This window comes from Levilactobacillus paucivorans (assembly GCF_001437125.1).
Classification (GTDB): domain Bacteria; phylum Bacillota; class Bacilli; order Lactobacillales; family Lactobacillaceae; genus Levilactobacillus; species Levilactobacillus paucivorans.
Genome location: NZ_JQCA01000048.1, coordinates 90,693 through 103,318, shown reverse-complemented (window position 1 = coordinate 103,318; position 12,626 = coordinate 90,693). Strand labels below are relative to the sequence as shown.

At 49.6% G+C, this 12,626-nt stretch carries 11 protein-coding genes; 9 read left to right on the top strand and 2 right to left on the bottom strand.

Translation table 11 applies throughout. From position 1 onward, the window contains the following. From brnQ to IV54_RS05170, 9 genes are all read left to right on the top strand, one after another. Positions 1 to 1,248: branched-chain amino acid transport system II carrier protein (gene brnQ, locus IV54_RS05210; RefSeq protein ID WP_057878343.1), on the top strand; the 1,248-nt coding region annotated here is incomplete at its 5' end. A gap of 56 nt (positions 1,249 to 1,304) precedes the next feature. Beyond that, on the top strand, positions 1,305 to 2,639 hold the full coding sequence (locus tag IV54_RS05205; RefSeq protein WP_057878338.1) for a replication-associated recombination protein A: 1,335 nt from the start codon (positions 1,305 to 1,307) through the stop codon (positions 2,637 to 2,639). Positions 2,640 to 2,692: 53 nt separating this feature from the next. Next, the gene (arsC, locus tag IV54_RS05200; protein ID WP_057878337.1) at positions 2,693 to 3,112 is read left to right on the top strand and encodes an arsenate reductase (thioredoxin); all 420 of its coding nucleotides are present in this window, start codon (positions 2,693 to 2,695) and stop codon (positions 3,110 to 3,112) included. Positions 3,113 to 3,440: 328 nt separating this feature from the next. Further along, the gene (locus IV54_RS05195) at positions 3,441 to 4,586 is read left to right on the top strand and encodes an ROK family transcriptional regulator (RefSeq protein ID WP_237756670.1); all 1,146 of its coding nucleotides are present in this window, start codon (positions 3,441 to 3,443) and stop codon (positions 4,584 to 4,586) included. A gap of 163 nt (positions 4,587 to 4,749) precedes the next feature. Then, positions 4,750 to 6,105 carry a xylose isomerase gene (gene xylA / locus IV54_RS05190; RefSeq protein ID WP_057878335.1) on the top strand — a complete coding sequence of 452 codons (1,356 nt, stop codon included), beginning with the start codon at positions 4,750 to 4,752 and terminating at the stop codon, positions 6,103 to 6,105. Between the two features lie 93 nt (positions 6,106 to 6,198). Further along, entirely contained in the window at positions 6,199 to 7,716 is a 1,518-nt protein-coding gene (gene xylB, locus IV54_RS05185) for a xylulokinase (protein WP_057878334.1), read from the top strand. 210 nt (positions 7,717 to 7,926) lie between these two features. Next, a complete protein-coding gene (locus IV54_RS05180; RefSeq protein WP_057878333.1) occupies positions 7,927 to 9,297 on the top strand; it encodes a sugar porter family MFS transporter in 1,371 nt (456 codons plus the stop codon). 182 nt (positions 9,298 to 9,479) lie between these two features. Beyond that, on the top strand, positions 9,480 to 10,850 hold the full coding sequence (locus IV54_RS05175) for a sugar porter family MFS transporter (protein WP_057878332.1): 1,371 nt from the start codon (positions 9,480 to 9,482) through the stop codon (positions 10,848 to 10,850). A gap of 139 nt (positions 10,851 to 10,989) precedes the next feature. Continuing rightward, positions 10,990 to 11,364: an iron chaperone gene (locus tag IV54_RS05170; RefSeq protein ID WP_083488519.1), complete on the top strand. Its 375-nt coding sequence runs from the start codon at positions 10,990 to 10,992 to the stop codon at positions 11,362 to 11,364. Between the two features lie 45 nt (positions 11,365 to 11,409). Here the strand turns inward: IV54_RS05170 and IV54_RS05165 are convergent, their stop codons facing one another. Together IV54_RS05165 and IV54_RS05160 are read right to left on the bottom strand one after the other, a co-directional pair. Then, positions 11,410 to 11,928 (bottom strand): universal stress protein, encoded by a 519-nt coding sequence (locus tag IV54_RS05165; protein ID WP_057878331.1) that lies wholly within the window; start codon positions 11,926 to 11,928, stop codon positions 11,410 to 11,412. Between the two features lie 33 nt (positions 11,929 to 11,961). Then, positions 11,962 to 12,474, bottom strand: coding sequence for a YbhB/YbcL family Raf kinase inhibitor-like protein (locus IV54_RS05160; RefSeq protein WP_057878330.1), 513 nt, complete (start codon positions 12,472 to 12,474; stop codon positions 11,962 to 11,964). Between the last annotated feature and the right edge of the window lie 152 nt (positions 12,475 to 12,626).

The window sequence follows — 12,626 nt, the reverse complement described above, 5'->3', positions numbered from 1 at the left end:
TCTATACAATTCAGAAATCTTTTATGCATTTACACAAGATATTTTACGCTCTCGGCAATTCTGGCGGTAGTGGTGACTAAGAGTGATGGGATCTTTGACCTTGCCAAGCCTGTGGGTCGGCATTACGCCGCCCTCTTCCTAGTCCTGGTTCACCTGACCATCGGACCGTTCTTCGGGACTCCCAGAACGGCCGCCACAGCCTATGAAATGGCGGTTCAGCCGTTTCTGCCCACCCGTTTCAATACGGTGGGGATGCTAATCTTCACGGGTCTCTTCTTCGGCGCCGCCTATGTTCTGGCCACGCACCAGAATAATTTGGTGAAGGTCGTGGGAAAGTATCTCAATGCCGGCTTCCTCTTGATGCTAGCAGTTATCTTCGTTGTGGCTTTTTTCAATCCAATGGGGAACCTTCAACACACTGCCACGGTGACCTATCAGACGCATGCGACGGTTCACGGCTTTCTCGAAGGTTACAACACCGTTGATGCCGTGGCATTGTTGGCTCTGAGTGTGACCTTCGTCCACGCCGTTCGTGGTCTGGGTTACCATGACCGTGAGCTCACTAAGCTGACTGCTCAGGCAGGGGCCTTGAGTATTGGCCTAGAAATCCTCATCTACTTCGGTTTGGTGCTACTGGGGGCCTTTAGCCTCAGCCAACTCAGCCTATCCGCTAATGGTGGGGTGGCACTGTCGCAAATTGTCGGACATTACTTTAGTAATTTTGGCACGCTCTTTCTCGGGGTCCTGGTGACCCTAGGGGTCTTCACCACGGCGCTGGGGTTGGTCACGTCATTTGCCCAGGACTTCCACAAGCTCTTTCCGCGGGTCAGCTATCTCGCTTGGTTACGGGTTACGACGCTGGTTTCCTTCCTGGTCGCTAATGCTGGTCTCGATACCATCATTGCCTGGTCTTTACCAGTGTTGATGCTCCTTTATCCGTTATCATTAGCGCTGATTTTGGTTGCTTTGACCGTGGCTAATCGGCCGTATGCCGGTATCGTCTACAAACTCACGATTGCCTTCACAGTTGTTCCTGCTGTTCTGGACATGCTCAACAGTGCCCCGGCTGTCGTGACGCAGTTGGCGCCGGTCCATGCCGCTCTGGCCGTTTATCATCAAGTCGTGCCATTTGCCAGTCTCGGATTGGGCTGGCTGGTACCGACCTTCCTGGGATTTGCCTTGGGCATTGCCTGGGGTCGGCTGCGGTGGGCCTTGGAACCCCTGACGGCACCCGATCAGGATCGCTAACCCTTTTGTTCGCAAACTAAACGGGTTATCATTGACCTAAAAGGGTGGTGAGTCTCGTGGAGCAGGAATCTTTATTTGCAAATCAGCAACAGTCGCCGTTGGCCAGTCGGGTACGCCCGCGGTCATTGGCGGAATTTGTCGGTCAGGCCCACCTGCTGGGTCCCGGCAAGATTCTCCGCGAGTTAATTGAAAACGACCAAGTCTCGTCGATGATTTTCTGGGGTCCGCCGGGTGTTGGCAAGACGACGTTGGCCGAGATTATTGCCCGACAGACGCAGGCTAAATTTCTCCAATTCAGTGCCGTTAACAGTGGTATTAGTCAGATTAAAAAGATTATGAAACAGGCCGCCAGTGACCTCTCAGTAGGGGAAAAGACGATCGTCTTCGTCGATGAAATCCACCGGTTTAACAAGGCCCAACAGGATGCCTTCCTGCCATACGTTGAGCGGGGGAGTATTGTGCTGATCGGGGCCACGACCGAGAATCCGTCATTTGAAATTAACTCCGCCTTGTTGTCCCGGTGTAAGGTTTTTGTACTCAAGGCGCTTCAAACTGCCGATGTCGAACAACTCCTGAAGAATGCCTTAGCCAATCCAGCTGGGTTCAAGGGGCAGGTCACGATCGGTGATGATGAGATTCGCGCCATCGCGGAGTTTGCCAATGGGGATGCCCGTTCAGCGCTAAATACGCTGGAAATGGCAGTCCTAAACGGTGATAAGCAAGGTGACAAAGTGGCGGTGACCATGGACGACCTGAAACAGCTCATCAACCAAAAGTTTGTGCTGTATGACAAGTCCGGTGAGGAACACTACAACATTATTTCCGCGTTGCATAAGTCGATGCGTAACAGTGATCCGGATGCGGCGATCTATTGGATGTCGCGGATGTTGGAAGGCGGTGAGGACCCGCTGTACATTGCGCGGCGACTGGTTCGCTTTGCCAGTGAAGATATCGGGCTGGCCGACACCAACGCCCTGAACGTGGCCGTGAATGTCTTTCAAGCCTGTCAATTCTTGGGGATGCCAGAATGTGATGTGCACCTGACCGAGGCCGTGACCTATCTCTCGTTGGCACCCAAGTCGAATGCCATTTACAAGGCCCGGCTAGCCGCCAAGAAGGACGTTCAGGAGACGCGTGACGAGCCCGTGCCTCTGCAGATTCGCAATGCGCCAACCAAGTTGATGAAAGATCTGGACTATGGTAAGGATTATCAGTATGCTCACGATACGAAGGATAAATTAACCACGATGCAGACGCTTCCAGACGACCTGGTAGGTCATACGTACTACGACCCCACCGATCAGGGACGTGAAGGACTTTTCAAGAAACGACTGGATTACGTGAAAAACTGGCGTCAAGAGCATGCCAACGATCAAACGGATCATACGTAGCCATTAGCGCCAACTACTAAAGACTGGCGCAAGCCGAAAGCGAGGGCGTTATCATGACCCAACTTTATTTTCTCTGTACCGGAAACTCTTGTCGTAGCCAAATGGCAGAGGGCTTTGCCCGGGTATTCGCGCCCAAGGACTGGCGAGTTGCCAGTGCTGGTGTCGAGGTTCACGGCCTGAATCCACTAGATGTGAAAGTCATGGCTGAAAAGAACGTCGATATCAGTCAGCAGGTTTCAAAGTTAATTGATAGTGAGTACTTGCTGAGTAGCGATGTTGTCGTGACCCTCTGTGGGGATGCGCGGGATAAGTGTCCCATGACGCCACCATCCGTGGAACGTCGTCACTGGCCGCTCATTGATCCCGCGCAGGCGACCGGAAGTGAAACTGAACGTCTGGCGGTCTTCCGTGAAGTCCGCGATGAGATTCAACAGCGAGTCACCGATCTGGTTAACGAATTGCAAACAAGATAAGTCTTTTAGGGAGTCTCATGATAGGGGCTTCCTTTTTTGTTGACGAAAAGTTTTGCAAGCGCTTCAAAAAGATTGAATAAGTAGTTGAATTCTTTTCATTTATAGGGGATACTGATGTTAGTTGGTTCATTAAACCAATGTGAGACTGGTCTGAGGACGGCTGAAGGCTGGCTAGTCATAGCTAGTCGTGGCAGCCAGTTGGTTTGGAAATCTAGTTCTCACTTTAAGTGAAGAACAAGCTTCTCAATTAAAATGACTATTTAGGAGTGATTGGATGGTTCAACGCAGCATGAATCGGAATCAATTACATGATCAAAATTTAAGGCTCGTGTTACAGCAAATTTTCAATAATCATCCCACCTCACGGATTGAGATCTCGCACCAGTTGCATTTGAACAAGTCGACGGTCTCTTCACTCTATAACACTTTAATGGCGGAGGGTTACCTCACGGAATTAGGTTTGGGGGAAGCGTCGACGGCTGGGGGACGTAAACCAACCTTAATCGAAATCAATCGAAATTACGGCTATACGCTAACGTTTGACCTGGGGTATCGCCATTTGCATGCCTTAGTTACTGGGATCGATGGCCACGTTCGCCAGTACAATCGCATCAAGTCACAGGGAAAATCGATCCATGAAATGGTTGATCAAATTAATCAGTACATTGGGCAGGTCCAACACGACGATACGACGAGTCACGGTTTGTTGGGAATTTGTTTCTCCATTCACGGGATTGTGAATGATAACCAAGTCAAGACGTCCCCATTTATTGAGATGGATGGTGTTGACTTAGAACAAGTCTTTGGGACGGCCTACCAGGTTCCAGTGATCCTGGAAAACGAAGCGAACCTCGCGGCTATCTACGAACGGGACTTCAACGGCGCGCGGCACTTAAATAGCGCGGTTACAATCAGTATTCATAGTGGGATTGGGGCCGGAATTATTTTGCATCGCGATCTCTTCCGTGGCGAGCACGGGGATGCGGGTGAAATTGGCCGATCGGTGGCTAGCATCCAGATGGACGGCGCCGGCAACCCACATCCAGTACATGCTGAAGACGTGAGTTCCGAGGATGCCGTTATCCGTCAAGTCGAAGAACGGAAGGGACTCAAGGAGCTTAATCGTCAAGCGATCGTCAAACTCTACCAGGCTGGCGATCCGGAAACGACAGAGATTCTAAGATCCTTTACCACAGCAATTGCCGGGCTCATTTATAATACAATGCGGACCCTGGATCCAGATGCCTTTTATTTAAACTCACCGTTAGTAGAGGAGTTACCAGCCTTACTGGCATCCATCAAAGCCACGTATCAACAATTGGCGGCAAATGATTTGAGTATTGCAATCACGCCTAATGCGCGACTGGCCACGGTTTTGGGTGGTTGTTCTCTCATTACCCATCGCGTATTGGAACTGGATGGCTATGAACTGAACTTTACCCAACCAACTGAAGAACAAACTGAAAATGACTAACGAAACTTGCTTAACGAAAGGTCTGAGAGCTTATTCTCAGATCTTTTTTGATCCAAAAGATAAAATGCTTTCGAGAAAACGCTTGCAAAACAAAAACAACTCTGTATAATGAATCTTGTAAGTTGGTTGTCGCAACGAACTAACCAGGAGGGTTTAATAAATTATGGATACGAAAACAAATTACTGGAATGGGATCGACAAGATCCAATACGTCGGTCATCAAGATAAGAAGTCAAGCTTTGGATTTCAATACTACAATCCTGAAGAAGTGATTGCTGGCAAGAAGATGAAGGACTGGTTACGGTTCTCTGTTGCCTACTGGCACACCTTCGACCAACGTTTAGTGGACCCATTTGGTGATGGGACCGCACAACGGCCATACGATAACTACACAGATCCAATGGACTTAGCCTTGGCTAAGGTGGATGCTGCCTTTGAATTTTATGACAAATTGGGTGTCGATTACCTTTGTTTCCATGACCGGGACTTAGCCCCTGAAGGCGACACGTTACGTCAAACCAACGCCAACCTCGATAAAGTGGTTGACAAGATCGTTGAATACCAAAAAACAACTGGGATGAAGGTTCTCTGGAACACGTCTAACATGTTCTCTAACCCTCGTTTCGTCGATGGTGCCGCAACATCACCATTCGCTGATGTGTTTGCTTACAGTGCTGCACAACTCAAGCACAGTTTGGAAATCGGTAAGCGTGTCGGTTCCGAAAACTATGTCTTCTGGGGTGGTCGTGAAGGTTACGAATCACTTTGGAACACGAACATGAAGCAAGAACAAGAACATGCCGCTAAGTTGTTCCATTTGGCTAAGGATTACGCTAACGAAATCGGCTTCGATGCTCAGATGATGTTAGAACCAAAGCCTAAGGAACCAACGACTCACCAGTACGACTTTGATGCCGCAACCACGATCGCCTTCATGAAGGAATACGATCTGGACAAGGACTTCAAGTTGAACTTGGAAGGAAACCATGCCAACTTGGCTGGTCACACTTACCAACATGAAATTCGCGTTGCCCGTGAAGCCGGCTTACTTGGTTCCTTGGATGCCAACCAAGGGGACAAGCTAATTGGTTGGGATATCGATGAATTCCCATCAAACTTATACGCAACTACGGCCGCAATGTATGAAGTTATCGAAAATGGTGGTATCGGACCTCGCGGTGGGTTAAACTTTGATGCAAAGCCTCGTCGTTCATCCTTCGAAGCAAATGACCTCTTCAGAAGCCACATCGTGGGTATGGACAGCTTCGCTGCCGGCCTGCGGATCGCAGCGGCTATGAAGGAAGATGGCTTCTTGGATAACTTGAAGGCTGACCGTTACAGCTCATACAAGTCCGGTATCGGTGCCGATATCGAAAGCGGCAAGGCCGACTTGAAGAGTTTGGAAGACTACTCCTTAGACAAGACCCAAGCTGACTTGGTTGGTGCAACACACTCCGATCACTTGGAACAAGTTAAGGACACGATTAACCATTACATCGTGGAAACGTTAAGCAAATAATTAGTAATAAGAGGCGAACGGACGAGAGTTCGTTCGCTTCTTTTGTGAATCATGATTAGGCGGGAAGACCCGCCGACTGAGGAGGAATAACCGATGGGTAAGTACGTACTTGGTGTCGACCTAGGAACCAGTGCCGTTAAGGTCTCGGCTGTCGACCATGCGGGGCAGATCGTCGCGCAGGAGAGTTTTGACTATGACTTAATTCAGAAACAACCCGGTTACAACGAGCAGAATCCCGAAGATTGGGTATCTGGCACGACCGTGGCTATTGTCCGGTTGATCCTAAATGATCACCTGGCCGCCGAGGATATCGAGGGGCTGAGCTTCTCCGGTCAAATGCATGGGTTGGTCTTGCTCGACGAAAATAACAAGGTGTTACGGCCTTCAATTCTCTGGAACGACACCCGAAGCACACCACAACGAGAAGAGATCGAAGTCAAGATGGGCGACCGGTTTGTCGACATCACCCGTAACCAACCATTGGAAGGGTTCACGCTGACGAAGTTATTGTGGGTGAAGGAGAATGAACCGGAGATCTGGGCGAAGGCCAAGACTTTTGTCTTACCTAAAGACTATGTGCGTTACCGGATGACGGGAAATCTAGCGATGGATTACTCCGATGCGACCGGGACGGTGTTGTTGGACGTGGCCAAGGGTGTTTGGAGTCAGGAGGTCTGCGAGGCCTTTGATATTCCGCTGAGTCTCTGTCCACCACTGATCCAATCGATTGACTTCGCTGGGACGGTTACACCAGCCTATGCCGAATTCTCTGGTCTGACCACAGCCACCAAGGTCTATGGTGGGGCGGCTGATAATGCTGCTGGTGCCGTTGGTGCGGGAATTCTGCACCCGAATATGGTGCTATCCAGCATCGGGACGTCCGGCGTGGTCTTGAAGTATGAAGACAACGCCGATGTGAACTATCACGGTGTGGTTCAATTCGAGGATCATGCCATTCCCAATAAGTACTACTCAATGGGGGTGACGCTGGCTGCGGGCTATTCGCTGAGCTGGTTCAAGAAGACCTTCGCTCCAGCCGAGGAGTTTACGGATGTGGTGGCGAGTGCGGGTAAATCGACGGTCGGCGCCAACGGCTTGCTGTACACTCCTTATATTGTCGGCGAGCGGGCCCCTTACGCAGACGCTGACATCCGGGGAAGCTTTACCGGGATAGATGGAACCCATCAGCGCTACGACTTCGTCAGAGCCGTTTTAGAGGGCATTGTCTACTCCTTTAAGGACCTCTTTGACATCTACGAGGAAAACGGCGGTGATTTCGATACGGTCGTTTCTATCGGGGGTGGGGCCAAGAGTCCGCTCTGGTTGCAGATCCAAGCGGATATCTTCAATCGCAAGGTGGTCAGCCTTAAGAACGAACAGGGGCCAGGGATGGGGGCTGCCATGATCGCGGCTACCGGTCTGGGCTGGTTCGACTCGCTTCAAGACTGTGCCGAAACCTTCGTTCATTTTGGGAAGGCTTACAAACCAAACCCTGAGAATGTTGCGAAGTATGCCAAGATGCACGCTATTTACAGCCAGGTTTACCAGCAAACGAAGGCCATTAGTGCCCAGTTGTTGGATTACCGGCGGACAGAATTAACGTCTCTTTAAGTTGCGTTTACAGAAAACTCGGGTGATCCGAGTTTTTTTAGGAGATTTATAGAAAACGCTTCCATTATCAAAATGAACATGGTATGCTATCGTCATAGTTGGTTGTTCAACTCAACCAACGTGTCATTTAACCAACTTACAATTCAGTACAACTTCCACATACTGCACTTTTTAGAATCTATGGCGTGAGCCGTATAAGGAGCGATATCTATGCGTAAAGTTTCGACCGGATTTGTTTATTTTTTCGGAGCCCTTGGAGGATTACTCTTTGGTTATGATACTGGGGTTATCTCTGGTGCCATCTTGTTTATTCAAAAGCAGATGCACCTGGGTTCTTGGCAACAGGGATGGGTCGTCAGTGCCGTCCTGCTGGGTGCCATTCTAGGGGCTGCCATTATTGGGCCTTCCTCTGATAAGTATGGGCGGCGGAAGCTCCTCTTGTTATCAGCCATTATTTTCTTTGTCGGAGCATTAGGTTCCGGAATGGCGCCAGAGTTCTGGACACTCATTATTTCTCGAGTGGTCCTAGGGATGGCAGTTGGGGCGGCTTCCGCTTTAATTCCAACCTATCTCGCAGAATTATCACCTGCTGACAAGCGGGGGACGGTATCCAGTCTGTTTCAACTAATGGTGATGACCGGAATTCTATTGGCCTACATCACCAACTACGCCTGGGCTGACATTTACACTGGTTGGCGTTGGATGTTAGGATTCGCCGCAATTCCTGCCGCATTGCTGTTCTTAGGGGGATTAGTTTTACCCGAAAGTCCGCGTTTCTTAGTGAAGACTGGGCATGTCGATCAGGCCAAAGCGGTCTTGGATACCATGAATAAGCATGATACAGCTGCCGTTGAAGCCGAATTAAACCAGATTCAGGAACAGGCTCAGATGAAGAGTGGCGGTTGGAGTGAGCTCTTCGGTAAGATGGTACGACCATCCTTGACAATTGGGATTGGCTTAGCAATTTTCCAGCAAGTGATGGGTTGTAACACGGTGTTATATTACGCGCCAACCATCTTTACTGATGTTGGTTTTGGAGTCAACGCAGCATTACTTGCCCATATTGGAATTGGGGTCTTTAACGTGATTGTGACGGCCATTGCCGTGATGATTATGGACAAGGTCGATCGGAAGAAAATGCTGAATATTGGATCTGTCGGGATGGGGATTTCGCTGTTCGTTATGAGTGCCGGGATGAAGTTCTCCGGTGGGTCACAAGCGGCGGCAATTATCTCTGTGGTTGCCTTGACGATCTACATTGCCTTCTTCTCCGCTACTTGGGGTCCTGTGATGTGGGTCATGATTGGGGAAGTTTTCCCATTAAACATCCGCGGACTAGGGAACTCCTTTGCTTCCGTGATTAACTGGACAGCAAACATGGTGGTTTCTCTGACCTTCCCAGCACTGTTGAACTTCTTCGGAACTGGAAGTCTCTTCATTGGTTATGGGATTCTCTGTTTCGTTGCCATTTGGTTTGTTCAAAAGAAGGTTTTCGAAACTCGGAACCGTTCGTTGGAAGAAATTGAAGCAACCTTACGGAGCAAGGCTGGTGAACCAGCCTCCGTTAGTGCAACAGAATAAAATAAAGTTTTCAGGGCCGAGACTATTCTCGGCTTTTTATTTTGGAAAACGCTTCCAATATTTTTAGGAAAGTGTTATCCTAATATCATGGTTGGTTGTGGCAATCAACTAACCGAATAACTAGCCAACTTACAAAACTTCAAAAAATCTACGGCGATGAACCGGTAAAAGGAAGTCAGAAAATGCGAAAAGTTTCAACGGGATTTGTTTACTTCTTCGGCGCCCTAGGTGGGTTGCTCTTTGGGTATGACACCGGAGTTATTTCAGGAGCCATCCTCTTTATTCAGAAGCAAATGCACCTGGGCTCATGGCAACAAGGATGGGTTGTGAGTGCCGTTCTACTGGGAGCCATTCTAGGGGCTGCTATTATTGGGCCATCATCTGATAAATATGGGCGACGTAAACTACTCTTACTGTCAGCTGTCATCTTCTTTATCGGGGCCTTGGGTTCAGCCTTCTCGCCGGAATTCTGGACACTGATTGTCTCACGGGTCATTCTCGGGATGGCAGTGGGGGCCGCATCGGCCTTAATTCCAACCTACTTAGCTGAATTGGCCCCTGCCGATAAGCGGGGGACAGTTGCCAGTCTGTTCCAATTGATGGTAATGACGGGGATTCTGTTAGCCTACATCACGAACTATGGGTTCGCCGGCATTTACACCGGGTGGCGTTGGATGCTCGGTTTTGCCGCAGTTCCCGCAGCCTTGCTCTTCTTTGGTGGGTTGATTCTACCAGAAAGTCCCCGTTTCTTAGTTCGAACGGGGCGCCTCGATGAAGCCCGTGCCGTTCTTGATACCATGAACAAACATGACACAGCGGTTGTAAACCGAGAAGTCGAACAAATTCAATCACAAGCGCAAGTGGTCAGTGGGGGTTGGTCCGAACTTTTTGGTAAAATGGCTCGACCTTCTCTGATTATCGGGGTTGGCTTGGCGATCTTTCAACAGGTTATGGGGTGTAACACGGTGCTCTACTACGCCCCAACTATTTTCACGGATGTTGGTTTTGGTGTCAGTGCGGCGCTCTTGGCCCACATTGGTATCGGGATCTTCAACGTGATTGTCACGGCAGTTGCCGTATCTATCATGGATAAGATTGACCGCAAGAAGATGTTGAACATCGGGGCCGTGGGGATGGGAATTTCCTTATTCGTCATGAGCTTCGGGATGAAATTCTCTGGTGGGTCACAATTGGCAGCCATTATCTCTGTGATTGCCCTAACCATCTACATCGCGTTCTTCTCCGCAACTTGGGGCCCTGTGATGTGGGTCATGATTGGGGAAGTCTTCCCACTGAACATTCGAGGATTAGGGAACTCCTTTGCTTCCGTGATTAACTGGACAGCAAACATGATTGTCTCACTGACATTCCCATCATTATTGGATTTCTTCGGGACTGGGAGCCTCTTTATCGGATATGGTATCTTGTGCTTCGTTTCTATCTGGTTCGTTCAGAAGAAGGTCTTCGAGACGCGGAACCGTTCATTGGAAGATATTGAATCCACGTTACGGGCCAAGGCTGGTGACGAATCTGTCGATTTAGCTACTAAATAGCTGTTTTGAACTTTGGGGTCGTTCCTGTGAGGACGGCTCTTTTGCTGTCTGAAGCGATAAATTTTCTGACAGGGCAACTCTCGGTCCACCGTGCTATACTAATAACCATCAAGTTCAAAAATCGTTAAGGGGTGTTTACATGATTCAAGATTTCGAAGAATTCGTTGATAAGATTGAGAACTCAGACCATCAAGCACGGATGCGGCACGTATTGGAATGGGTTCAGGCCGAATTCCCACAGCTGGAACAGCGATATGCTTGGAATCAGCCGATGTTTACTGATCACGGCACCTTCATTATTGGTTTTAGTGTGGCCAAATCCCACATGGCTTTTGCACCCGAGGGTGTGGTCATGGAACACTTCGCCACGGGGATTGCCGCTGACAACTACAATCCAGGTAAGAAGTTTGGTCGGATCAAGTGGACGCAGGACGTCGATTATGAGTTGCTCCACCGGATCATTGCCTTTAATATTGCAGATAAAGCTGAATGTACGACATTTTGGCGTAAATAAACAATAAGGAGGATCAGGCAATTGCCTGGTCCTCCTTATCTTTTTTTAGAATTTTGGTTGTTCTTGATTTTTCTGAACAAGTTTCTTGGGGTCAACGCGGACGCCCTCTGCCGTGGTCCGAACGACGAAGACATCGATATCGGCCATCCGGCTGACGTACGCCGTGACAGAACCCTCGACCATCCGGGCAACGGCGCTCATCCCGGTAGCCCCCAGCATGATCAAGTCATTCCCATGATCGCGGACGAACTCGTGGGCAATGACCGTTCTGGGATTCCCAAAACGCACGTGAATGTTGAGATCCTTGAAGCCGGTGGCGGCCGAGGTCGTTTCAACCAATGAGGTCAGGTAGGACGTCGCATCGGTTGCCAGTTCGTGAATGACGTCACCCGGCATTGAGCCGCTGGCGTAGAAACCGTAGTGGTTAATTCGGAGGACGTTGAGTAGGTCAATCTTGGCGTGATTCTGTTGGGCCACGGTGATTGCCTTCTTCAAGGCCAGTTCGGCCTGAACGGAGCCATCGACCGGGACCAAGATACGTTGATAATCGTGTTCAATTTCCATAGTGAACCCTCCTCCTATTGCCGATAATGACCGCTAGGCACGTCCGCGTAAGGTGAATGTGGCGGTAGCCAGGGTATGGTCGGCTGCGTGGTGCATGAGATCATTTAGCCAGAAGCCTTCCGGTAGATCAAGGGTCTGGTCTAGGGCATAGACGGTCAGGATGTAATCGTGATCGGCATCGGGTGGGAAGGGCCCTGTGTAGTTCTGAAAAATTTGTGGATCGGTGTTCCCAACTAATGAGCCGGCATTACTGTTGCGGCCGTGAACGTGGACAATCTGGTCAGTCCGCGACACGTCGGCCGGAATCTCACGCGTCGTACCTGGAAAGTTAGCGGCAACCCAATGAATCCAAGGGAAACCACAGACAGGCACAGCGTCAAAGTCGACGAGGCTCAGTGCCAGCGTCTTGGTGCCGGCTGGTACATCCGTGAGGCTGATCGGGAATGACTTGACGGGATCACCGCCGTGGACGTCAGATCCCATGGCCTGCTTACTATATTCGGCAGCCAGGAAGCCGCCCTGTTCGGTTGGTACTGTAATTTTCATCCGAATCCCTCCTAAATGAAACTTATCTTCATTATACCGCAGGGAGAAATGTGACGCGAATATGCATTTATAATGTATAAAAATACGAAACACTAGCTTTTAGCTCATAAATTTCCATAAAATGTTGTTATTTAGATAAAATGGCGTATCCT

Coding starts and splice junctions, on each gene's coding strand:
- arsC (WP_057878337.1), top strand. CDS start 2,693: ATGACCCAACTTTATTTTCTCTGTACCGGAAACTCTTGTCGTAGCCAA.
- xylA (WP_057878335.1), top strand. CDS start 4,750: ATGGATACGAAAACAAATTACTGGAATGGGATCGACAAGATCCAATAC.
- xylB (WP_057878334.1), top strand. CDS start 6,199: ATGGGTAAGTACGTACTTGGTGTCGACCTAGGAACCAGTGCCGTTAAG.
- IV54_RS05180 (WP_057878333.1), top strand. CDS start 7,927: ATGCGTAAAGTTTCGACCGGATTTGTTTATTTTTTCGGAGCCCTTGGA.
- IV54_RS05175 (WP_057878332.1), top strand. CDS start 9,480: ATGCGAAAAGTTTCAACGGGATTTGTTTACTTCTTCGGCGCCCTAGGT.
- IV54_RS05170 (WP_083488519.1), top strand. CDS start 10,990: ATGATTCAAGATTTCGAAGAATTCGTTGATAAGATTGAGAACTCAGAC.
- IV54_RS05165 (WP_057878331.1), bottom strand. CDS start 11,928: ATGGAAATTGAACACGATTATCAACGTATCTTGGTCCCGGTCGATGGC.
- IV54_RS05160 (WP_057878330.1), bottom strand. CDS start 12,474: ATGAAAATTACAGTACCAACCGAACAGGGCGGCTTCCTGGCTGCCGAA.